Origin of the sequence: Streptomyces cacaoi (assembly GCF_006539165.1) — a bacterium.
Lineage (GTDB): Bacteria > Actinomycetota > Actinomycetes > Streptomycetales > Streptomycetaceae > Streptomyces > Streptomyces cacaoi.
This window is the reverse complement of the sequence record NZ_BJMM01000018.1, coordinates 23,721-44,934: the sequence shown is the minus strand read 5'-3', so window position 1 is coordinate 44,934 and position 21,214 is coordinate 23,721. Positions and strand designations below refer to the sequence as shown.

General features: G+C 74.4%; 17 protein-coding genes, 2 tRNA genes and 1 pseudogene. 4 read left to right on the top strand and 16 right to left on the bottom strand.

What is annotated here, in order from left to right:
* Positions 1-103 precede the first annotated feature (103 nt).
* Positions 104-1,540 (bottom strand): FGGY family carbohydrate kinase, encoded by a 1,437-nt coding sequence (locus SCA03_RS17935; RefSeq protein WP_051846703.1) that lies wholly within the window; start codon positions 1,538-1,540, stop codon positions 104-106.
* 585 nt (positions 1,541-2,125) lie between these two features.
* On the opposite strand from SCA03_RS17935, the gene SCA03_RS17930 reads away from it, so the two are divergent.
* Positions 2,126-3,217, top strand: coding sequence for a MalY/PatB family protein (locus SCA03_RS17930; RefSeq protein ID WP_086818299.1), 1,092 nt, complete (start codon positions 2,126-2,128; stop codon positions 3,215-3,217).
* 248 nt (positions 3,218-3,465) lie between these two features.
* On the opposite strand, the gene SCA03_RS17925 is transcribed toward SCA03_RS17930, so the two are convergent.
* The 5 genes from SCA03_RS17925 to SCA03_RS17905 all read right to left on the bottom strand — a co-directional run bounded on the left by SCA03_RS17925 (position 3,466) and on the right by SCA03_RS17905 (position 6,492).
* Positions 3,466-3,999 (bottom strand): hypothetical protein, encoded by a 534-nt coding sequence (locus tag SCA03_RS17925; RefSeq protein ID WP_030882378.1) that lies wholly within the window; start codon positions 3,997-3,999, stop codon positions 3,466-3,468.
* Positions 4,000-4,246: 247 nt separating this feature from the next.
* On the bottom strand, positions 4,247-4,777 hold the full coding sequence (locus SCA03_RS17920) for a hypothetical protein (RefSeq protein WP_030892785.1): 531 nt from the start codon (positions 4,775-4,777) through the stop codon (positions 4,247-4,249).
* Positions 4,778-4,933: 156 nt separating this feature from the next.
* The gene (locus SCA03_RS37005; protein ID WP_030892787.1) at positions 4,934-5,560 is read right to left on the bottom strand and encodes a Clp protease N-terminal domain-containing protein; all 627 of its coding nucleotides are present in this window, start codon (positions 5,558-5,560) and stop codon (positions 4,934-4,936) included.
* A gap of 2 nt (positions 5,561-5,562) precedes the next feature.
* On the bottom strand, positions 5,563-5,796 hold the full coding sequence (locus tag SCA03_RS17910) for a hypothetical protein (RefSeq protein WP_051846704.1): 234 nt from the start codon (positions 5,794-5,796) through the stop codon (positions 5,563-5,565).
* Between the two features lie 60 nt (positions 5,797-5,856).
* Positions 5,857-6,492, bottom strand: coding sequence for a TetR/AcrR family transcriptional regulator (locus tag SCA03_RS17905; protein WP_030882385.1), 636 nt, complete (start codon positions 6,490-6,492; stop codon positions 5,857-5,859).
* A 217-nt stretch (positions 6,493-6,709) separates the two neighbouring features.
* Between SCA03_RS17905 and SCA03_RS17900 the strand changes: the two genes are divergently transcribed.
* Positions 6,710-7,627, top strand: a complete 918-nt coding sequence (locus SCA03_RS17900; protein WP_030882388.1) for a cyclase family protein — start codon at positions 6,710-6,712, stop codon at positions 7,625-7,627.
* A gap of 184 nt (positions 7,628-7,811) precedes the next feature.
* Here the strand turns inward: SCA03_RS17900 and SCA03_RS17895 are convergent.
* Together SCA03_RS17895 and SCA03_RS17890 are read right to left on the bottom strand one after the other, a co-directional pair.
* Positions 7,812-7,885, bottom strand: a tRNA-Ile gene (locus SCA03_RS17895).
* Positions 7,886-8,098: 213 nt separating this feature from the next.
* A tRNA-Asn gene (locus SCA03_RS17890) sits at positions 8,099-8,171 on the bottom strand.
* Between the two features lie 196 nt (positions 8,172-8,367).
* Between SCA03_RS17890 and SCA03_RS17885 the strand changes: the two genes are divergently transcribed.
* Positions 8,368-8,649 (top strand): hypothetical protein, encoded by a 282-nt coding sequence (locus SCA03_RS17885; protein ID WP_030882391.1) that lies wholly within the window; start codon positions 8,368-8,370, stop codon positions 8,647-8,649.
* A gap of 70 nt (positions 8,650-8,719) precedes the next feature.
* On the opposite strand, the gene ligD is transcribed toward SCA03_RS17885, so the two are convergent.
* Complete coding sequence (ligD, locus tag SCA03_RS17880; protein WP_086818386.1) at positions 8,720-9,613, bottom strand: non-homologous end-joining DNA ligase; 894 nt, start codon at positions 9,611-9,613, stop codon at positions 8,720-8,722.
* 30 nt (positions 9,614-9,643) lie between these two features.
* Between ligD and ku the strand changes: the two genes are divergently transcribed.
* The gene (gene ku / locus SCA03_RS17875; protein WP_086818387.1) at positions 9,644-10,729 is read left to right on the top strand and encodes a non-homologous end joining protein Ku; all 1,086 of its coding nucleotides are present in this window, start codon (positions 9,644-9,646) and stop codon (positions 10,727-10,729) included.
* 116 nt (positions 10,730-10,845) lie between these two features.
* Here ku and SCA03_RS17870 read toward each other — a convergent pair whose 3' ends face one another.
* The 7 genes and pseudogenes from SCA03_RS17870 to SCA03_RS17840 all read right to left on the bottom strand — a co-directional run bounded on the left by SCA03_RS17870 (position 10,846) and on the right by SCA03_RS17840 (position 20,994).
* Complete coding sequence (locus tag SCA03_RS17870) at positions 10,846-11,607, bottom strand: FkbM family methyltransferase (RefSeq protein ID WP_030882405.1); 762 nt, start codon at positions 11,605-11,607, stop codon at positions 10,846-10,848.
* Positions 11,604-11,837 (bottom strand): Trm112 family protein, encoded by a 234-nt coding sequence (locus SCA03_RS17865; protein ID WP_030882408.1) that lies wholly within the window; start codon positions 11,835-11,837, stop codon positions 11,604-11,606. Before SCA03_RS17865 ends, SCA03_RS17870 begins: the two co-directional genes overlap by 4 nt.
* A gap of 2 nt (positions 11,838-11,839) precedes the next feature.
* Entirely contained in the window at positions 11,840-12,895 is a 1,056-nt protein-coding gene (locus tag SCA03_RS17860) for a DMT family transporter (protein WP_086818388.1), read from the bottom strand.
* Complete coding sequence (locus tag SCA03_RS17855) at positions 12,895-13,710, bottom strand: class I SAM-dependent methyltransferase (RefSeq protein WP_086818389.1); 816 nt, start codon at positions 13,708-13,710, stop codon at positions 12,895-12,897. Before SCA03_RS17855 ends, SCA03_RS17860 begins: the two co-directional genes overlap by 1 nt.
* 515 nt (positions 13,711-14,225) lie before the next feature.
* Positions 14,226-15,683 (bottom strand): annotated as a pseudogene (locus SCA03_RS17850) (condensation protein); the annotation flags it as partial.
* The gene (locus SCA03_RS17845) at positions 15,680-20,260 is read right to left on the bottom strand and encodes an alpha-(1->3)-arabinofuranosyltransferase domain-containing protein (protein ID WP_141275495.1); all 4,581 of its coding nucleotides are present in this window, start codon (positions 20,258-20,260) and stop codon (positions 15,680-15,682) included. The pseudogene SCA03_RS17850 and the gene SCA03_RS17845, both read right to left, overlap by 4 nt.
* Positions 20,257-20,994 carry a class I SAM-dependent methyltransferase gene (locus tag SCA03_RS17840; RefSeq protein ID WP_030882427.1) on the bottom strand — a complete coding sequence of 246 codons (738 nt, stop codon included), beginning with the start codon at positions 20,992-20,994 and terminating at the stop codon, positions 20,257-20,259. Before SCA03_RS17840 ends, SCA03_RS17845 begins: the two co-directional genes overlap by 4 nt.
* Between the last annotated feature and the right edge of the window lie 220 nt (positions 20,995-21,214).

Here is a 21,214-nt window from a genome sequence, read left to right as displayed (position 1 = left end):
TCGAGTATTTCCCGTGCGTTCGCGGTCAAGTCCGGGCAAAGGCGCCGACGAGCGCCCTCGGCCGAACCCGGAGGCGCACGCCGCACCGCGCGCCCCGGCAGCCTCAGCCGTGCGGCTGCTGACCGGAGTGCGGCTCGGCCGGGAAGGCGCCGGGGTACGCCTCCTCGCGCACGGTCGTGTACTGCTGGCGCACCGCCTGGCCCACGGCCAGCTCGTCACCGGCCTCGAAGATCCGGCAGGCGGCGGCCGGCCAGGCCGGCGGCGCACCGGAGCCGGACAGCGCCCAGGCGGCCTGCCGCGCGGCACCGATCGCCGCGTAGTCGGCCGGCTCCGGCACCACGACCTGCGCCCCGAGCAGCCCCGGCGCCGCCGTGCGCACCGCGTCCAGCCCCGCCGCCTTGCCCAGCAGGAACACCCGCTGCACCTGCACGCCCCGGCCGCGCAGCACGTCCAGCGCGTCGGCGAGCCCGCACAGCATGCCCTCGACGGCCGCGCGTGCGAGGAACTCGGGCTTCATGCTCTCCCGGCGCAGCCCGTGCAACGAGCCCGCGGTGTGCGGGAGATCGGGCGTCTGCTCGCCCTCCAGATAGGGCAGCATCACCATCCCCGAGGCGCCCGGAGTGGACCGCAGCGCCAGCTCGGAGAGCCCGTCCAGATCGGTGCCGAGCATCTCGGCCGTGCCGCGCAGCACCCGCGTCGCGTTCAGTGTGCGCACGACGGGCAGATGCATCCCGGTCGCGTCGGCGTACGAGGTGATCGTCCCGCTCGGGTCGGTCAGCGCCTCGTGGTGCACGGCGCACACCGAGCCGGTGGCGCCCAGCGAGATCACCGCGTCCCCGAGCCCGATGCCCAGCCCGAAAGCGGCGGCCATCGTCTGCCCGGTGCCGGCCGAGATCAGCAGGCCCTCCGGGGTCTGCCCGGCGGGCTCGGCGGGGCCCAGCACATCGGGCAGCCCCGGCCGGTGGCCCAGCGCCAGCTCGGCCAGCTCGGCCCGGTAGCTCTCGCCCGCCGCCGACCAGTAGCCCGTGCCGGAGGCGTCACCGCGGTCGGTCACCCGCCGCGCCGGCCGCCCCAGCAGCTGCCACACCAGCCAGTCGTGCGGCTGCAACACCTCGGCCACCTGCCGCGCCGCCTCGGGCTGCTCCCGCGCCAGCCAGCGCAGCTTCGCGACGGGATGCGCCGCCTGCGGCACGGTGCCGACGGCCTGCGCCCAGGCGGCCCGGCCGCCGAACGCCTCGACGAGATCGGCCGCCGAGGTCTGCATCCGCGGATCGTTGCCGAGCAGCGCGGGGCCCACGGGCGCGCCCGCGGCGTCCAGCGCGACGACGCCCTGCTGCTGGGCCGAGACCCCGATGGCCCGGACGTCGGCGAGCTGGCCGGTGCTGGCGGCCTTGCCCAGGGAGAGCAGCCAGGACTGTGGATCGTCCCGCTCACCGGTGTGCTCGGCGTGCCCGTGCCGGACGACGGCGCCCGTGTCCGCGTCGCAGACGACGATGCTGGTGTACTCGGCTGAGCTGTCCACTCCGGCGACTATCCCCATGGCCGGAATGATGCCTCATCCGCCGCGCCGCCGTGGCCGCCGGGCCCGCTCCGGCCGCCCGGCCGGAAAGCGGTACGCGCCCCTCCGCCCCGCGGCGCACGGAAACCCCTGGGAAACCCGGTCGTGACGGGACGAGAATCGAGCAGGAAGCCACGCGGCCCGAAGCCGGACCGCAGCAGAACGGCCAGGAACGAAGCACCGTCGCCCCCGCCGAACCCATCGAACCCGCCGAACCCGACGAGCACATCCCGGCCCGACGGGAACCGACGCAGGTGGCCCCGGCCCCGACAGGAACCGAGCAGACGGGCCCCGGCCCCCGCCGGAGGACAGGCCCGACAGCCCCAGGAATCCGGTCCGACAGCCCCCAGGAGCCCGGGCCGACGGCCCCCGGGAATCCGGTCCGACAGCCCCCACAGGAAAGAGGGTCCCGTGCACCCCACAGCGCCCGAACCCGACAGCGCCCCCGCCCCCTCCGGCGACCCGTCCGGCGCCCCCTCCGACGACACCGCCCGCGCCCCCGGCACGACCCCCGTGGAGAACCCCCTCCGCGCCTGCTCCCTCCACCAGCTGCGCCGCCGCACCAGCATGAAGTGGCGCACCTACGACCCCGACGTGCTGCCCTTGTGGGTGGCCGAGATGGACGTCCCGCTCGCCGAGCCGGTCGCCCGCGCGCTGCACGAGGCCGTCCGCGCCAGCGACACCGGCTACCCGGTGGCACGCACCTACACCGACGCGCTCGCCGTCTTCACCCGCGACCGCTGGGGCTGGGAACTGCCGTCCGAACGCACGGCCCTCGTCCCGGACGTGATGCTCGGCATCGTCGAGCTGATGAAGCTGATCACGCGCCCGGGCGATCCCGTGGTGGTCAACTCGCCCGTCTACACGCCCTTCTACCAGTTCCTGACCCACCTCGACCGCCGCGTCGTGGAGGCCCCGCTCACCCCCGACGGCCGACTGGACCCGGCCACCCTGCGCTCCGCCTTCGCCCGGGCGACCGGCACCCGGGGAACCCGCGCCGCCTATCTGCTGTGCAACCCGCACAACCCGACGGGCACCGTCCACACCGCCGCCGAACTGGCCGAGGCCACCCGGCTCGCCGCCGCACACGGCGTCCGCGTCGTCGCCGACGAGATCCACGCCCCGCTCGTCCTGCCCGGCGCCCGCCACACCCCGTATCTGACGGTGCCCGGCACCGAGCGCGCGTTCTCCGTGATGTCCGCGTCCAAGGGCTGGAACCTCGCGGGCCTCAAGGCGGCGCTGGCGGTGGCCGGCGCGGACGCGGCCGGCGAGTTGGCCGCCATGCCCGAGGAGGTGAGCCACGGCCCCAGCCATCTCGGCGTCATCGCACACGCCGCCGCCCTGCGGCACGGGACCGGCTGGCTGGACGCCCTGCTGGCCGGGCTCGACGAGAACCGGCGCCTGCTCGCCCGGCTCCTGGCGGACCGGCTGCCCGAGGTGCGCTATCTGCCGGGCGAGGGCACGTTCCTGGCCTGGCTCGACTGCCGTGCCCTGGGCCTGGGCGACGACCCGGCGGCGGCCTTCCTGGAACGGGGCCGCGTCGCCCTCAACTCCGGCCCGGCGTTCGGCACCGGAGGCGCCGGGTACGCACGGCTCAATCTGGCCACCTCGCCGGAGATCCTCACGGAGGCGGTGCGCCGTATGGCCTCCGCGGTGTGACCGCCGGGCCGTCCGCACCGCCCGGCACGCGGCGCCCCGGCACACAGTCGGCACGCGGCGCCCCGGCATACAGAGACCCGGCTATGTGGCGGTGCCCCGGCATACAGGGACCCGGCTTGTGGCGGCGGCCCGGCATGCCAAAGGGCCCCGTAGCCGGCCGAAACCGGCGGCGGGGCCCCTTAGCTGTTGCGCTGTGCTGTTGCTGCTCCTACGGCTTCACCGCCGCACCGGCCGCACGGGCCGGTGGTTCAGCAGCGCTTGGAGGAGTACGCGAAGCTCTGCTTCGAGTCGTAGCGGGCCTTGATCATGCCGCGGGCCGCGGTGCAGTGGCGGACCGTGGCGGCCGGGCCGGACCAGAACTCCTGCGCGTTGGTGCGGTGCCACTGACGCAGGCCGACCAGCTTCTTGGTGTTGAAGTCGTAGACGGCGATGTTGGTGGCGTAGTTCTTGTGCGTGTTGCGGAAGCTCTGCCACACCCACAGGTAGCCGTAGTTGCGGTTGCAGCTCGGCGAGTAGAACTGCCGCACGGTGCCGATGACCTGGCCCTTGCGCTTGATGTAGCGCTTGTTGCCGATCTGGTACGCGTCGCTGCAAACGCCCGACGCCTGAGCGGTCCGGCTGTGGGGGTTGCCCTCCGGAGCCGGGGCGGTGGACATCGTCGTCGCCTTCTCGTCCTGCTGCGGCTTGGGGCCGTCGCCGGCGCTGGCGGCGCCGGCCGGGAGAACGGCCACCGCACAGGCCGCAGCGGCCACGACCGCCTTAGACGACAGGGAAATGCGCATGGAGCTCCTCCTTGAGGGAGAAAGGGATGTTCCGGTGATTTGGCTCATACCGGGGCATCACAGTAAGATCCGGCGCTTCCTCAGTGAGGGATTGAGCGCACGGCGGGTCGCGATCGAGGGCGGCGCCGCACACGACGGAGCCCGGTTCCCGGCCACCGGTGCGGCGGCCGGGAACCGGGCTCCCCTGCCCTCTGTCGTCCCCCGTGCCCTGTCGTCTTCTCCCCTTCCCCCGGCGGCGGTTGGGCCGTCAGCAGCGCTTCTGGGAGACGGCCTGGGAGGGCTGCGGCGCGCCCGCGGGACGCAGCGTGCCCACCCCGGCGGTGCAGTGCGAGACGGTGTCCGCCCCGTTGGACCAGAACTCCTGCCCGGTGGTCGCCTTCCAGCTGCGCTCGCCGTGCACGCTGTCGTCGTTGTAGCTGTAGACGCCGACGGTCACGTCGTAGGGCTTCGCCCCGTCACGGAAGCTGTCCCACACCCACAGGTAGCCGTAGTTCTCCTTGCACTTCTTCGAGTAGAACTGCTTGACCGACGCGACCGTCCGGCCGTCCTTGGTGATCAGACCGCGGGTGCCGATCTCCGTGGCGTCGGCGCAGACCCCGGCCGCCTTCGCCATCTTGCTGGCCGGGTTCCCGGCGGGCGACGGGGCCGTGGAGCGCCGGCTCTTCTCCGGCTGCGGGGCGGACGGGCCGCTGCCCGCGTAGGCCGCTCCGGCCGGCAGGAGCGCCAGCGCGCAGGTCGCGGCGATGACGGCGCCCTTGGCATACCGAGTCGAACGCATAGTGATTTTTCCCCCTCTTTCGGTCTGTAGCAGGTCGTAACAGTCCATCGGAGGCATGTGGTTGATGCCCCGGATACCAGTTGGACCCGTCACCCGCCGCGGGGGTTGTACGCCCGAACCCGGAAACCGTCGAACTCCCGGCCGGGGGAGGGGTGTTCAGGCCGTGTGGCGCAGCTCGTCGAGCACCCGGGCGTGTGCCGCGGCGGGATCCACGCCGAGCCGTTCGAAGAGCGCGAGCGACGTCCTGTCCGCGCAGCGCAGCAGCCCGAGCACCAGGTGCTCCACGCCGATACGCCGGTCCTTGCGCGCCAGGCACTCGCGCAGCGACAGCTCCAGCGCCTTCTTCGCCCCGGCCGTGAACGGCAGATGGCGCGGGAGCGTCGCCGGCCCGCTGCCCGTGCCGCGCCGCCGGCCGAAGGGTGTCCGCCGACGGGTGGACGGCGCGGGAGCGGGGGTCTGAGGGGAGTCCAGCGCACCGGGGCCGAACGCCTCCTCCGCCCGGCCGCGCACCGCTTCCAGGTCCACACCGAGGCTGCGCAGGGCCCGGGCGTCCTCCGCGTCGAGTGCGGCGTCCCGCCCGGTCACCACCGCGGCGACGGCGGTCCGGCACGCCTCCGCGGTCACACCGAGCCCCCGCAGCGTCGTCGTCCCCGGCTGCCGGGGGTGCCGCAGTGCGGCGAGCACCAGATGTTCGGTGCCGATCCGCTCGTGTCCCAGTGCGCGGGCCTCCTGCTGCGCGCCGGTCACGACCTCGCGCGCCGCTGCGCTGAACCGCTCGAACACCGCTACCTCCCCGTCCGCTTGGCGTGCTTCTTGTGTACGGCCTGCCTGCTGACTCCGAGGGCGGCGCCGATCTCGTCCCAGGACCAGCCCTGGCGACGTGCGCTGTCCACCTGGAGCGCTTCCAGTCGTTCGGTGAGCCGGCGCAGCGCGGCCACGGCCCGCAGGCCGACCCGCGGGTCGCTGTGCGCGGCGGCCTCCGCCGTGCTCACCGTCTCGTGTGCATCCGATCCGGCCATGGTGTCAACGTAGGATGACACGGCGGATCTGTCAATGGAGGTTGACGCAAGGTCCGGCGCTCAGTCCTCCCCGGCCGGCTGGACGCTCAGAAAACCCTCGTCCAGCAGGCGGCAGGTCTCCTCCAGCAGCTCCTCGCGCCGCTCCGCGTCCGTCTCGGTCGTGCGCATCGTGACGGTGAGCGCGCCGACGGCCGTGACGGCGCCGACCCGTACGACGTGGGAGTCCCGCGGCAGTCCGAGGCGCGCGGCGATGCCCTGCTCGACGGCGCGCACGACCTTCCGGGTCAGCTCGGTCGCCTGCGCCGCCACCTCCGGATTCCGGGCCATGACCTCGCGCACGACGGTGGAGCGGTTGCCCGGCTCCGGCGGGAAGGCCGTCGTCGTCATGGCCCACAGTGCGGCCCGTACCGCGCTCTCGGAGCGGGGCCGCTCGGTGATCAGCTCGACGATGTAGGCGTCGTCGTCCTCGTCCCAGGCGAGGAACGCCTCGTCCTTGGCGGCGAAGTGGTTGAAGAACGTCCGCCGGGAGACCCCGGCGTCGGCGCAGATCGCGTCGATGGTGACCTGGTCGGCGCCGTACTGCCCGGCCAGCTTGGTCGCCGAGTCCCGCAGCCGCGCCGTGGTCGCCCGCTTCCGGCGCGCACGCCGGCCCGGTTCCTGCTGCTGCCTGGGTTCCTGCTGCTGTGGTCCGCTCACTGTTCCGCCCTGCCCGGGTCGTCCATCGGGATCTTTGTGTTTATTGCACTCATTGCACCCCGAGGTTACCCTCGGAATCGGGGAGTGCAATCAGTGCACTGTCAAGAGTGCAATCAGTGCACCGCCCCGGCCCGTCCGCCTGTGCGGGCTGTGCGAGCTGTGAGGGGCTCCCCTGCCCGCGGCTTTCCGCGACGTTCCGCGACGAGAAAGGCACGACATGACCGAGTACGCGTTCAAGAAGACCGGCCGGAAGGTGTCCAACTGGGGCCGCTGGGGCGACGACGACGAGAAGGGCACCCTCAACTACGTCACACCGGACACGGTCAAGCAGGCCCTGAGCGCCATACGGACCGGCGAGCGCTACGAGTTGAGCATCCCGGTGGGCGACTCCGGCCCGCAGACCGGCTGGATGAAGCGCATCAACCCCGTGCACACCATGTCCGTCACGCCCTACGACCTCACCGGCCCGGACGGCGTCGCCATCAGCGACGACTTCATCACCATGCCGCTCCAGTCCGGCACCCAGCTCGACGGCCTCACCCACGTCGGCTACGACGGCGCCTTCTACAACGGTGTCCCGCTCGACGCCATGACCCCCGGCAGCGGAGCGACCCGGAACGCCGTCGACGCCACGCTCCCCGGCTTCGCCGGCCGCGCCGTCCTGCTCGACGTCGCCTCCCTCGACGGCGGCGAATGGCTCGCCGCCGGCCGCGCCGTCACCGTGGCCGACCTGGAGCGCGCCGAGGAGGCCGCCGGGGTCCGACTCGGCACGGCCGACGCCCTGCTGGTGCGCACCGGCTGGCTGCGCAAGGGGCTCACCCAGGGCTGGCAGGGCTGGCTGGAGGAGGAGCCGGGCCTCGCGCCGGAGTGCGCCGAGTGGATCCACGAGCGCGAGCTGGCGATGGTCGCCTGTGACAACTGGGGCGTCGAGGTGCTGCCCGCCTCCGACGGCATGGTGCCGCTGCACGCCGTCCTCATCCGGGACATGGGGATGATGCTCGGCGAGATGTGGAACCTGGAGGACCTCGCCGAAGCCTGCCGCGCCGACGGCACCTGGGACTTCTTCCTCACCGCCACCGCCCTGCGCATCACCGGCGGCGCCGGCTCCCCCGTCAGCCCGGTGGCCATCCGCTGACCCGCCCGAAGCCCGCGGCACGCACCCCGGCGGCGCCTACTTCTTGAGCAGGTGCCCGGCCGTGCCCACGACGGGTCCACCGGATCTTGGGCGGGATGGATGAAAGGGGGTCACCGGTGGGGCGTGGTGACCCCCGGGGGCGTGTTGTCCCAGGTAGAAACGGTTCTCCTGGGACCACTCCGGGTGGGGCGGGTGGGACTCGAACCCACGGCCGACGGATTATGAGTCCGCTGCTCTAACCGGCTGAGCTACCGCCCCGTAACAGCGCACCGCGTACATCTGTGCGCGCCGTCTGCCGCAGCATAGCTGTTCATAGGATCTGCCGCCCGGGCCGGGGGAGATCTACGCAGGTGAGGACCGCAGGGAAGGGGCGATCGGTTCCCGTTTTCCCCGAACTGTTGCGGGCGGGGGCGGGCCGGGGCGGTGCCGGGCACGGAAAAAGGGCCCCCGGTGGAGGCCCTTCGGATGAAGCTCCCGCGACTGGACTCGAACCAGTAACCTGCCGGTTAACAGCCGGCTGCTCTGCCGATTGAGCTACACGGGACCGTGTCATCGGTCTCGCTCCCGTTCCCGGGGGCGTTCCCTTGCGGCGGTGAATACATTAGCGCATGCCGGGGGGTGCTCCGAAATCGGTATGGGTCGCGGCCCCCGCGGTACCCCTGACCCGGCGGTGCGGAACCGCCGTGCGGCACGCTGATCGTCGTCGCCGACAGAGCAGAAGCTGACAGAAGGGGCTGACCATGCGCTACCGGCTCGCGTTCGTCGCGGGAGTGGTCATCGGGTACGTGCTCGGCACGCGTGCGGGGCGAGAGCGGTACGAGCAGCTCAGGAAGGGGGCGCGGAGGATGGCGGAGAATCCGGCGGTCCGCAACATGGGCGAGGCCGCGGTGCTGGGCGGCCGGCAGGCGGCCTCGCGGGCGGCGGAGGCCGTGGGGGACCGGCTGCCGGCGCAGGTGAGCGACCGGCTGCGGACGGTGCGCGGGCAGCGTGCGCGGGTCGGCAGCGAGTGGGGCGAGGGCTGACGCCGGCGGTCGCGGCGGGTGACGGCGGGCGTCGGCAGGTGCTGCCGTCGCCCGCCGTCGGTGTTCCCGGTCAGCCGGGCAGGCGGCCGCGGCCCTTGCCGGTGGCCTCCAGCAGGGGGGCCAGCAGATCGCCCTGGGACTCGATGCGCGGGGGCAGATCGCGGGTGAGGAAGACCAGGTCGTCGGTGCTGCCGGCGGCGTCCAGCTCGTCCCAGGTGAGCGGGGTGGAGACGGTGGGGCGGGGCTTGGCGCGCAGGGTGTAGGGGGCTGCGGTCGTCTTGGCGGCGTTGTTCTGCGACCAGTCGACGAAGACCTTGCCGGGGCGCAGGTCCTTGGCCATCTTGCTGACGGCGTGGTCGGGCATCTCGCGCTCGGCCTCCTGGGCCAGCCGTTTCGCGTAGGCGGAGGCGTCGTCGGAGTTCTGCGGCTCGATGGGGGCGATCAGGTGCAGGCCCTTGGAGCCGGAGGTCTTGGGCAGCAGGTGGATGCCGTCGTCGGCGGCGCGGGTGCGCAGCCAGCGGGCGACGTGGCGGCAGTCGAGGATGTCGGCGCCCTCTCCCGGGTCGAGGTCGAAGACGAGCCGGTCGGCCCTGCCCTGGCGCGGGACCTGCCACTGGGGGGTGTGCAGTTCCAGGGCGGCGAGGTTGGCCGCCCAGACGAGGCTGGCCTCGTCCTGGAGGAAGATCTGGTGCAGCGGAGTGCGGCTGACGACGGTGATCTCGTGGGTGGTCACCCAGTCGGGGGTGCCGCGGGGGACGTGCTTGGTGAAGAACTTCTCGCCCTCGACGCCGTCCGGGTAGCGGAGGAACGAGAGCGGGCGTCCGTCGAGGTGGGGGAGGACGGCGTCGGCGACCGAGGCGTAGTAGTGGATGGCCTCGCCCTTGGTGAAGCCCGTCGCCGGGTAGAGCACCTTGTCCAGGTTGCTGAGGGACAGCCGGTGGCCCCCGATCTCCGTGTGCGGCATACCCTGAGAGTCCCATGGAAGGGACAAAGTATGCGTTCCATCTGGAAAGGGTCCATTTCCTTCGGGCTGGTCACGATTCCGATCAAGGTCGTCTCCGCCACCGAGAACCACAGCGTCTCCTTCCGCCAGGTGCACACCGTCGACGGCGGCCAGATCCGCTACCGGAAGGTGTGCGAGCTGGACGAGGAAGAGGTGCCGCGGGAGGAGATCGGGCGTGCGTACCGCACGGAGGACGGGCGCAGCGTTCTGCTCTCGGACGACGATCTGGCGGCGCTTCCGCTGCCGACGGCCCGCACCGTGGAGATCCTCGGCTTCGTGCCCGCCGAGCAGATCGACCCCATCCAGCTGGACCGCACCTACTATCTGGCGGCCGACGGCAAGCGGGCCGACAAACCGTATGTGCTGCTGCGGGAGGCGCTGACCCGGTCGGGGAAGGTCGCCGTCGCCAAGCTGGCGCTGCGGGCGCGGGAGAGCCTGGCGATGGTGCGGGTGTACGAGGACGCGCTGGCCCTGCACACCATGCTGTGGCCGGACGAGATCCGTCCCGTGTCGGGCGTCGCGCCGGAGAGCCGGGTGACGGTGCGGGACGCCGAACTCGACATGGCGGACGCCCTGATGGAGACCCTGGGCGAGCTGGACTTCGGCGAGCTGCACGACGAGTACCGGGAGGCGCTGGAGGAGCTGGCGGAGGCCAAGGCGGAGGGTGCCGAGCCGGAGGCGGTCGGGCGGGAGCCGGCGGCGGGCACCGGCAAGCTCGTCGATCTGATGTCGGTGCTGGAGCGCAGCGTCCAGGAGGCGGCGCAGAGCAGGGAGGCCGGGGAGGCCACCGTCCACGAGCTGGACGGGCGGCGCGGGAGGTCCGCCTCGGGCGGGGGCGCGGCGAAGGGCACGACGCGGGGTGCGGCGAAGGGCGCGGCGAAGAAGACCGCGGCGAAGAAGGCCGCCACGAAGAAGAGCGCGGCCAAGAAGGCGGGGCAGGGCAAGGCGGGCGGGGCGGCGGCGTCGCGGGGGAAGAAGGCGGCCGGTGCGCAGGGCGCGGCCAAGAAGACCGCGTCCGGCAAGGCGTCGGCCAAGAAGACCGGTAGCCGGGGGAGTTCGTCCCGTAAGACGGCGTGACGGCGCACGGGGCCGTGTCGCGCGGGCTGTGCCGCGCGGCCAGTGGTGCCGCGGGCAGGTGTCGTACGGGCGGTGTCGTGCGGGCGGTGTCGTGCGGGTGTGTGGCGCGGGCGGGGTCACGCTCCGGGGCGGCGGCCCTCGGGGAGGAAGAGCACCGAGTTGACGTAGCGCCGGTGCGGGGCGAGGGAGCGGCGCAGCAGGCCGTGTTCGGCGACGTGCGCGGTACGGCGCTGGTGTGCGGCCAGATCGAAGTCCGCGAGCGGCATCCAGTGGCGTGCGGGCAGCACCCAGCCCGTGTAGCCGAGCGAGGACAGCAGCGCGAGCACCGGCTCCAACGGCTGGATGCGCAGCTCCAGTTCGATGAAGAGCGCGGGCTGTTCGCGTTTGACGGTCGTCTCGGCGCCGTGCAGGACGGCCAGTTCGCTGCCGTCCACGTCGATCTTGACCAGGGTGACGTCGGTGAGGGCGAGTTCGTCCAGCGGGAGGCAGTCCACGTCCAGCGCGGCCTCGTGCACCTCGCGGCGGACCAGTGAGGAGACGCCCCGGTCGCCGCGGCCGTCCGGGGGCAGCCACAGGGTGGCCGTGCCCGTGCGGTCGCTGGCCGCCGCCTGGAGGACCTCGGCGTTCGGCGGTGCCTCGGCACGCAGCCTGCGGGCCAGGTGGGGGACGGGCTCGACGGTGACGACGCGCTCGGCGCGGCGGGCCAGCCGACGGGTCCACGGCCCGTACCAGCCGCCGATGTCGACGGCGGTGCCGCCGCGTGGGCAGAAGTCCGCCAGGCGGCGCAGCTCGGGCTCGAAGCGGGGGTAGAGCAGATCGGTCGCGCGGGTCAGCAGCGGGCCCGGCAGACGGGGGCCGATACGGGATGCCAGGGTCATGAGGAGGGGGCCTCCGGTTCGTCGGCGTGCCCGAGGAGCCGGGTGTGCTCCTCCTCGGTGACCTGCTCGCCGGAGGACGGCAGGAGCTGGGGGATGCCGTCCACGACGGGGTAGCGGCGGCGCAACCGCGGGTTGTAGAGGGCCTCTTCGGGCTCCAGGTACAGCAGGGGTCCCTTGTCCAGCGGGCAGGCGAGGATCTTCAGCAGGGGGTCGTCGGCGGAGAGCGGCATGGTCAGGGCCTTTCGGGAGCGTGTTCGGGCGGGGCGGGCCGCAGCGTCGCGGACAGCGGGCGGCCCGCCGGCGGCAGGGCGGGCGGGTCCGGATCGGCGGAGGCGGACGGGCCGGGCGGCAGGGCCGCACGCGCGGGCGCGGGGGCGGCCGGGAGCGCGCGGGTCCCGGCGTCCGCGTCCGCTCCGGGTTCGTGGCGGGGCAGGGCCACCAGGACGGCGACGGCCACGACGGCGCCGCCCAGCCGCAGCCCGAGGCGGAGCGGTTCGGTGGGCAGCGGCTCGTCGAAGGCGACGGTGCCGCTGACGGTGGCGAACAGGAAGTTGACGGTGGTGACCACCGGCACGATCAGCGAGGCCCGGCAGCGCTGGAGCGCCGTCTGGGAGAACACGAGGCCCGTCGAGCCGGTGAACAGCAGGATCCACGGATAGGGCGAGGTGAGCACGGCCCGCGCGGTACCGGTCGGATCGGCGGGGTCGAGCAGCCCCGCCACCCCCTTGATCGCCAGCGAGCTGACGCCGTACAGGAAGCCGACGGCGACCCCGTACGGGACCCCGGCCGTCGGCAGCCGGTGGCGGCGGCGGGAGCGGCGTTCGGCGGACAGGAACAGCACCGTGCCCAGCGCGAGCGAGGGCACGCAGAGGGCGAGCAGGACGGGGACCGGGGCGGCACGGCTGATCGTCTCGGTGCTGTCGCGCAGCGAGAGGACGAGCATGACCAGCGCCGCCACGATGGCGACCATGCCCCGGCGTTCCCGCCCGCTGGCACGCTCGCCGAGGAAGAGCGCGGACAGCAGCAGGAGCATCACCAGACCGGTGACGAACAGGCCCTGCGCCGCCACCAGCGGCAGGGTGCGGTAGACGAGGAGCTGCGCGGCGAAGCCCAGCAGCAGGGCGGCGGCGCCCAGGATCCACAGGGGGCTGCGCAGCAGGTGCAGCACCAGCCGCGCGGGGCGCCCGGCCGACAGGGGCGGCAGCGCGGACAGGGCACGCTTCTCGATGACGAAGCCGGCGCTGAACAGCAGATTGGCCACCAGGGCAGCGGCGACGCCCCACACCATCAGCGCCCGCCCGGTCCCGAAGGCGGGGCGGTCCCGGCGTTCCGGGGCACCGCCCGGGCGTGCACCAGCAGGATGGAGGCGAGGGACGGCGCGTGGCAGGCGGCGCGGTCCAGCGGGCGGAAGGGGCGCGGCACGTCGTGGTAGGGCGCTCCGGCCACCCGGACGACGCGGAACCCGGCGGCGGGCAGCATCGAACGCAGCGCCCGGGCGGTGTACAGCCGCAGATGGCCGACGACCTGGCTGCCGGGGCGGCCGTGGATACCGCGCAGGGACACCTCCGAGAACAGCGGCTGGGTGCCGAACAGCAGCAGGGCGCGGTTGTACCAGGCGGCGAGGTTCGGGGTGGACAGCAGGAGATGCCCGCCCGGGCGCAGCACCCGGTGCAGCTCGTCCAGGGCCGCGTCCGGGTCGACGAGGTGCTCGATGACCTCGGAGAACAGCACCGCGTCGGCGGAGCCGTCGGCGAACGGCAGCCCGGGGGCGGAGAGTTCGCCGCGTACCGCGGTCAGGTGCCGGGCGGCCCGCCGCAGCGCGTCCTGGGACCAGTCGACGCCGACGATCCGGTGCCGGGCGAGCAGCCGGGAGGCGGTGGCCGCCGCGCTGCCGTCGCCGCAGCCGATGTCCAGCACGGTCGACGGCACCGGGCCCAGCGCCCGGGCCAGCAGCGCCGCCTGCCGCCGTGCCCGGTCGGGGCCGGAGGCGACCGGCGTCCGCGGGTCCTCGTACAGCGCGTGCAGGGAGCGGGGCGGCCCGGCCGGGTCCGCGGCGCCGGGCGTTCCGGCCGCCGCGTCGGCCGCACGGGCGGTGCGGGTCATGCGCGCTCCTCCTTCGTCGGCTCGTCCGGCAGCCGGCCGTCGCCCCGCTGCGGGGCCCGGCGTGGGCGCTCCTGGTGTGCGGTGGGGCCCTGGTCGGGGTCCGTGCCCGGAGTGACCGGTGTGATCGGTGTGCCCGGTGTGATCGGCGCGTCCGTGGCGTCTGCTGCCTCTGGTGCATCCGTTGGGTCCGGCGCGTCCGGTGCGTCGGCCGGGGCGGGCTTCCGGTGGGTGTCCGGCGGGGTGGGGGTGCTGGGCTCGGCGGGGGCGTCGGGCCCAGCGGAGGCGCTCGTCTGCTCGGAGGTGCCGGGGCGGCCGGGGGCGTCGGGCTGTTCACGGGCGTGGGGCTGTTCGTGGGCGTCGGGCTGCTCAGAGGCGTCGGACCGCCCGGTGCCGTCCGGTCGTTCGGAGGTGCCGGGGCGTCCGGAGGCGGCGGGGCGTCGGGACTCGGGAAGGTGCCCCGAGGCGGTGGGGTGTCCGGAGGTAGTGGGGTGTTCGGGTTCGGGAGGGTGCCAGGAGGTGGCGGTGAGGGATTCGGTGAACAGGGCGCCCAGACGGGCGCCGGCCTCGTCGTCCAGTCGGGCGCGGGACCAGCGCAGGGCCAGTTGGAGCCGGCCGCCGGTGGAGACGGTGGTCACGGACAGGCCGCGCGGCATCCGGGCGGGCGCGGAGAACCAGACGGCCTGTGCGCGTCCGGCGTCCCCGAAGTCCAGCGGGTAGGGCACCCGGCCGATGTTGGACAGGAGCGTGCTGGAGGCCCAGGGGCCGGCGGCGCGGCGCAGGGCGCGGATGCCGGCGGCGCGCAGTCCCACGGGCAGTACGGGCGCGGTCAGCAGATCGCCGCTGAAGCCGAGTTGGGGGCGCTCGGCGGACTTCAGCGCGCGGGTGTGCGCGGCGGTGGCGCGCAGCATACGGGCGACGGCGGCCGGGTCGGGCGGTCCGTCGGCGGTGAGCGGTCCGTGCAGCGTGCGCTCCAGGGGGCCGAAGGTGACCTCGACGAGCCGGGTGCCGTTGCCGAGCGGCATCTCGGCGGTGCGCGGGCGGTCGTCGACCGGCATGGTGATCCGCACCGGACGCTGCGGCGCGCGGTGTGCGTGGTTCCAGCGGACCAGCGTCAGCCAGGTGGCCACCAGGAGCTGGTCGTTGACGGTCCAGGCGGCCGGTTCGCCCGGTTCGCGCGGGGGCCGGGCCGGTACCGGGAGGTCCGCGATCAGCATCCCGTTGCCGGAGCCGTCCGGTCCGCCGGGGTGCCGGGTGTCGGCGGCGACCCGGGCGGGGCGTGCCCAGGGCGAGCCGGTACGGCCGGGCCGCTGTCCGCCGGGCGGCGCGGGGGCCGCGGCACGCACGGGGGGCGGGGCCGGGGCGTTGTCGGCTCCGCCGTACAGCTCGGCAGCCGTGGCCACGACGCGCAGACAGGACGGGCCGTCCAGGGCCGTGTGGTTGATGGTGAGCAACAGGACCCAGCCGGGCGGGTGTTCGACGACCTCGGCGCGGAACGGTGGCGAGGTGTCCAGCGGCGGGCAGTCGGTGAGCGCCCGCCGTCTGGCCTCCTCCAGGGTGCCGCCGGGGTAGGCGACGGGGTCGGTGTCCGGTCCGTCCGTCAGCACCCACTCGTACCGGGGACGCCACCAGTGGGCGGGGGCCTGGCGGACCAGGACGCGCGGATGGCGGCTCATGGCCTCGGCGAACGCGGCGCGCAGCCGGGCCGGTTCGGGCCGCGACGGGAGATGGATCTCGACGTGCACCGTCTCCGGCTCGTCGTCCGTCAGACAGTGCCGGCTGATCTCGTCCACGGTGGGGAAGGGGATGCGCCGCTCCCTCTCCCGGCCGTTCTCCCGGCCGCGCGGCCCGCCGTCGGGCCCGGTCCGCGGGCGGGCGCCCGCGCCGGTGTGTGCCGTGCGGGGGCCGTCGTGCGGCCGGGAGCCGGCGCCGTCGTCGGCGGGCGCGTTTCCGGCGTGCCGGTGCGGTGCGGTCATGCGGTGGGTTCCTCCCCCCGGCCGGGCGGCTGCGGGGGCCGCGCGGTGCGGTGCTCGTGCCGGTCGGACGGTCCGGTTCCGTGGGACGGTCCGGTTCCCTGGGACGGTCCGGTTCCCTGGGGCGGTCCGGGCGCGTACGGACCGGGCTCGTGCGGTCCGGGTCCGTACCGCTCGTGCGGTCCGGGTCCGTACGGTCCGGCCCCCTGGGGTTCGGGCCCTCGCGGTGCGGTGGTGTACGGGCCGGGGCCGTGCGGAGCGGTTCCGTGCGAGGCGGGCGCGTAGGGGACGGGGCCCTGGGGGTCCGGCCCGTACGGGTCGGCGTACGGCGGGTGTGCGGGCGCCGGTTGAGGGGGGCCGGAAGGTCCGGGGTGGCCGGGGAGTCCGGGGTCCGGCGGGCCGGGGTCCGGGTCGGGTGGGGGCGCGGGTGCGGGGTGTTGCGCCGGCAGGCGGCGGTGCGGCGGGCTCACCAGGGCGGCGGCGAGGGCCAGCAGGGCGAGGGCCTGGGCCACGTGCCCGTAGGCGCCGCGCTGTTCGGCCAGCGCGTCCGCCGCGCCGAGCGCCGCGAGCACACCCGCGCCCGCCATCGCGACCAGCGCGACGGGCACCAGCACCCGGGAGCGCAGCCGGGCCACCACCGCGAGCGCCGGCACGATCAGCGCGTACGGGCCGGAGACCAGCGCCAGCACCAGCGTGAGTGCGACGGTGCCCAGCACCCAGCCGGCCGGCGGCGGGGGCGCGTCCTCGTCGCCGAGCGGTCTGCCGGCGCGCATCCGGACGAAGGCGAGGCCCAGCAGGGCGACGATGCCCAGGCCGCCCGCGAGCAGGCCGCCCCGGTACCAGCCGGCCGGCTCGTACTCCAGGTGCACGGTGCCCTTCTTGCCGGCGGGCACGAGGAAGCCCTGCTGCCAGCCGTCGAGCCGGAGCGGGGTCAGTTCCTCGCCGTCGAGTGTGGCCTTCCAGCCGTCGTTGGCGTTCTCGTGGGTCTGGAGGTAGGCGGCGGGTCCGTCGGCGACCTCGACGGTGCGCTCGTCGCCCGCCCAGTCGCGGGCGGTGCTGCCGCGCTCCTCGGGCGCGCGGCCGCGTGCGCCGGCCGCGCGTGCGCCGCCGTCCTCTCCCCGGCCGAAGGTGACGTCGGTGAGCGCCAGCGGGCCGGTGTGCCCGGCTTCGACGGTGTGGGTGCCGGAGTCCAGCGAGAGGCGGCCGTCCTGCGCCTCGCCCGCGCACAGTTCGACGTCGACCGGCCGGCGTTCGGTCAGATCGCGCACCTTGCCCTGGGCCCGGGTGGCGTGCAGGGTGCCGTCGACGGCGAGCATCGGGCCCTTGCCGCAGGGGAGTTCGAAGGTCTCGTCGGGTCCGGGCGCGGGCACGCGGTACTCGTCCAGCGCCGGGAGGTAGACCTCGTTGAGGCCGACGGGCAGCTGGAGGTTCCGGTCGGCCACCGGGTTGTGGACGGTCAGCTTCCGGGTCTTCGTGACGGTCAGCGTCAGCCGGTCGGTGGTGATCGGCTCGAAGCGTGCCTGGCCGTTCTTGTCCACTCCGGCCGTCGTCCCGCCGTCCGGCGAGCTGATCCGTACCTCTTGCGCGGCGGCCGAGATGCCGCCGGCCGGCGCCAGCACGATCTCGTCGATCTTCTTCTTCTCCGGCCAGCGCAGATGGATCGTCGGCTTGTCCCCGGCGATCCACGCCGTGGACAGATTGCCGTCCACCAGATTGCGGGCGCTGAGCGAGGTGCCCGTTCGCGCGGTGGAGTCGGCGGTCGCGGTGATGCGGTCCCGGGAGCCGGGCGCGGCCTCGTCCAGCAGTTGGTCCAGTGCGTCGCCCGGCACCGGCAGGGCGCGGGCGCGTACGTCCCAGGTGCCGCGCTGTGCGGTGCCGAACTGCCGGTGCAGGCCCAGCTCTTCGGAGGCCGGGGCGAGCCCGCCGGGGTCGCTGCCCCGGTGCAGCGAGACGAGTTCGCTGCCGGAGCCGGTGTTCTTGCCGTCAGCGGGCAGCTTCAGCAGCCGGGTGACCTGGACGCCGGGGATCCGGATCTCCGAGAACCCGGCGCCGGAGAGTCCGGCGCGCGGGGTCTGGGCATCGGTGATGGTCAGCTTCAGCCAGTGCGCGGCGCCCTTGGGGGCCTTGACCCGCTGCTGCTCGCCGGTCGGCCGGAGGATGTCCTCGGTGGCGCCGTGGTCGGTCTCGATCCGGACGCGGGTGGGCGCGGCGCGGGAGGGCGTCCCGGCCAGCGGGGTCAGCTCGATCCGGTCGGGCACGTCGACGGCGCCCTGGAAGGCGATCTTGATCCACTGGCCCTCCGGTTCGCCGGCGGAGCCCTCGGCCCACGCGGTGTCCGGGTTCCCGTCGAACGCGCCGACGGGTTCGAACTGCGGCAGATGGAACAGCCAGTTGCCGCTGCTGGAGGCCGTCACCGAGCGCGCCCCGCGCAGCACCGAGGTCGTCTGGTGGCCGGTGCCCTCGGTCGGCAGGATCTGCTTGGGCTCCTTGCCCGGCCGCTGGACGCTGTCGGGGTGGTTGCGCTCCGTGGCGGTGTAGGTGTGCGAGGTGTTGGTGTTGACGAGCCCGAACCGGGTGTCGGCACGGCGCAGCCCGTCCCCGTTCACCTGGAGCGGCGGGGTGCCCAGGCCCGGGTGGTGGTCGCCGGTGAGCACCACGGGGCGGTCCTTGAGCCGTGCGTCACCGGCGAGCGGAAGCAGCGCCTCCGGGCCGCCGCTGAGCTGTGCCGTGCCGGAGACGGGCCGGAGCGCGACCCTGCCGGGGCGTTCGACACCCGTCGGCCGGTAGATCTCCACGGCCTTCTGGCGCGGATAGAAGCCGGCGACCTGGAGCGGGGTGTCCGGCGGGATGCGTCCACCGGTCAGCGTCGGCCCGAAGCCCTTGACCTTGCGGTAGCCGGACGCCTCCAGCGTCCGCTTGACCGTCTGCGGCGGGACGTATCCGGCCTGGTCCGGATCGAGGTCGTTGCGCACGACGACGTCGTAGAGCCCGGCCCTCGCCAGGTAGTCGGCGAGCCCGGGCACCTCGCCGCCGCTCATCAGCGCCTGTTCGACGGCGTCGGTCGCGCGCCGGTTGCCCGGGGTGCCGAACGGGACGTAATCGCGCTGCGCCCAGGGCGACTTGGCGAGCACGTCCAGCGGCTGGTCGATGGGCGAGCCCCAGGTGTAGATGCCGTGCGCGGTGGCGGGGGTGACGTACGCACGGGTGTGCGGGGAGTGTGCGCGCAGCCAGTCCGCGGTCTGCTGCCAGTGCCGGGGCAGCTGCGTGAAGCCGCCGGACTGGAGGATGTCCCCGTTGACGTAGGGCAGGCACAGCCCCGGCAGCACGGCCAGCGCCGCGACCCACGGCAGCAGCCTGCGGCCGGGCAGCCGGCGCGTGCCGCGGGTGTCGAGGGCGACCCCGAGCAGGTGCGCGAGCCCCAGGCACAGGGCGAGGGCGAGCCCGGGCTGGAACTTGTAGATGTTGCGGAACGGGCGCAGCCAGCCGTCCAGCCAGCCCTGGATCTGCTCGGCGAAGGGGGCGCCGAGCGCGCCGCCGTACCCGGCGAGCACGATGCCGGTGACGGTGAGGGCGGTGAGCACCAGCCAGCGCCGCTCGGGCAGATCGCGGCGGGCGAGCCCGGCCAGGCCGAGCGCGGCGGCGAAGGCCCCGCCGAGGACGGCGAGCCAGCCGGCGGCGACGGTCCAGCCGGCCGGCAGCCACGGCTCCCCGAAGTGGAGGTAGGCCGTCCAGTTGCCGGCGCCGCGCAGCATCTCGGTGGCCGACATGGCGCTCGTCGTGGTGTCGGCCGTCTCGACGTACGGCATGAAGTCCTCGCCGTACGCGCCCAGAAGCAGCAGCGGCACCCACCACCAGACCGTCGCCAGCACCACCCCGGGCAGCCACCAGGCCAGCAGGGCCCGGCGCGGGCGGCCCGTGCGGGTGGCGATGTACAGCAGGACCGGCAGCAGCGCGGCGAGCGTGGAGGCGGCGTTGACCCCGCCCATGAAGGGAATGGCCAGCGCCGACCGGGCAGCGGCCACCCGCGGCGCCACCGAACGCGAGGTGAGCGGCAGCAGCACCCAGGGCAGGACGGCGCCGGGCAGCGCGGCGGCCGAGGTGGAGCCGACCACGATGGTGTACGTCGGCCACAGCGCGTAGCAGACGGCGGCCGTCAGCCGGGTGCGTGGCGTCCCGGTGCCGAACCGCTCGGCCAGCCGCAGGGCTCCCCAGAACGCGGCGGCGACGACGAGCGACATCCACAGCCGCTCGGCCAGCCACGTCGGGATCTGGAGGAGATCGGTCAGCCCGTAGTAGGGCAGCGAGGGGAACAGATAGCCGGCGTACTGGTCGGCGATGCCGCCGAAGCCGCCCCTGTTGTGCCACAGCTCGCCCAGATCGCCGAGGAACCTCCACGGGTCGGCGGCCACGCCCAGCTTCGTCTCGAACGTCGTCCTCCCCGGCGACGCGGCCAGGAAGGCGGCGAACACGACCGCCCAGAAGCCGAGCAGCCACCACCGGCCCCGCGGCCCGTCCGGCGGCGGCACGGGCTCGGGCTGCGGGGCCGGGGTCTGGGGTGGCGCCTGGACGGTCGTGGTCATGAGGGACACCGCCGGAGGATGAGAAGGAGGTTCCAGGTGGCGAACTCGCGCAGCCCCGGCACGCGGGCGACCGCGTGCGCGAGGAAGGGCCAGTAGCGGGAGCGGGCCGCGACCAGCCGCACGTCCTCGCGCGAGCGGACGTGCCGCAGGGTGGGCCCGATGTGCACGGCGAAGAGGTTCTCGCCGAGCGTGTGCTTGGCCGGGCGGCCCGTGCGCCGCTGGTAGCGCGCACGGGCCCGCTCGGCTCCGAACCAGTGCCAGGGCGCGGTCTCGTGACCGCCCCAGGGCGAGTACCAGTTGGTGAACGCGACGTAGATCAGCCCGCCGGGCCGGGTCACCCGCACCATCTCGGACAGGAAGGTGTGCGGATCGGCCACGTGCTCCAGCACGTTGGACGAGAAGCACACATCGGCGGTGGCGTCCGCCAGCGGCAGCAGATAGCCGTCGGCGACGACGGCGCCTAGCGGCCTGCGCCCGCCCGCGTGCAGCTCGCGCACATCGGGCTCGAACAGGAAGGCGTGCGCGCCCCTGCGGCGGAACTCCTCCGTGAACCACCCGCCGCCCCCGCCGACGTCCACCACGGTGCGGCCGGCCAGCGGAACATGCCGCTCCACCTGACGGACGGCGTCCCGCGCGAGCAGCCCGTAGCAGTGCTCGGGGTCGGTCTGCTCACGCAGGAAGGCACGGAAGAGCGCGACGGATCTTCGCAGGGAGGGATCGCGGGGTTCGCGCACGCCCCCTCACCGCCCCGCGGAACGGACGCCGGGGAGGGCCCGCCCCTCGGCGGCAGCGGAGCCACCGCCGGCAGCGGACCCACCGCCGGTGCCGCCGGGACCGCCGACACCGGGCGGACTGCCGGTGCCCGTCGGACGGCCGGTACCGGCGGCACCGTCGACCGCACCGGCGGCACCGTCGACGCCGACCGCACCGACCGCACCGGCGGCGCGGGTCCGG

Bases quoted from the DNA above. Each gene is read 5' to 3' on its own strand.
- SCA03_RS17925 (WP_030882378.1), bottom strand. From the start codon at position 3,999: ATGCGCATTTCCCTGTCGTCTAAGGCGGTCGTGGCCGCTGCGGCCTGT.
- SCA03_RS17865 (WP_030882408.1), bottom strand. From the start codon at position 11,837: ATGCCGCTCTCCGCCGACGACCCCCTGCTGAAGATCCTCGCCTGCCCG.
- SCA03_RS17910 (WP_051846704.1), bottom strand. From the start codon at position 5,796: ATGGCCGGATCGGATGCACACGAGACGGTGAGCACGGCGGAGGCCGCC.
- ku (WP_086818387.1), top strand. From the start codon at position 9,644: ATGCGTTCCATCTGGAAAGGGTCCATTTCCTTCGGGCTGGTCACGATT.
- SCA03_RS17855 (WP_086818389.1), bottom strand. From the start codon at position 13,710: ATGACCCGCACCGCCCGTGCGGCCGACGCGGCGGCCGGAACGCCCGGC.
- ligD (WP_086818386.1), bottom strand. From the start codon at position 9,613: ATGCCGCACACGGAGATCGGGGGCCACCGGCTGTCCCTCAGCAACCTG.
- SCA03_RS17935 (WP_051846703.1), bottom strand. From the start codon at position 1,540: ATGGGGATAGTCGCCGGAGTGGACAGCTCAGCCGAGTACACCAGCATC.
- SCA03_RS17930 (WP_086818299.1), top strand. From the start codon at position 2,126: ATGAAGTGGCGCACCTACGACCCCGACGTGCTGCCCTTGTGGGTGGCC.
- SCA03_RS17845 (WP_141275495.1), bottom strand. From the start codon at position 20,260: ATGACCACGACCGTCCAGGCGCCACCCCAGACCCCGGCCCCGCAGCCC.
- SCA03_RS17920 (WP_030892785.1), bottom strand. From the start codon at position 4,777: ATGCGTTCGACTCGGTATGCCAAGGGCGCCGTCATCGCCGCGACCTGC.
- SCA03_RS17860 (WP_086818388.1), bottom strand. From the start codon at position 12,895: ATGGTGTGGGGCGTCGCCGCTGCCCTGGTGGCCAATCTGCTGTTCAGC.
- SCA03_RS17870 (WP_030882405.1), bottom strand. From the start codon at position 11,607: ATGACCCTGGCATCCCGTATCGGCCCCCGTCTGCCGGGCCCGCTGCTG.
- SCA03_RS17900 (WP_030882388.1), top strand. From the start codon at position 6,710: ATGACCGAGTACGCGTTCAAGAAGACCGGCCGGAAGGTGTCCAACTGG.
- SCA03_RS17885 (WP_030882391.1), top strand. From the start codon at position 8,368: ATGCGCTACCGGCTCGCGTTCGTCGCGGGAGTGGTCATCGGGTACGTG.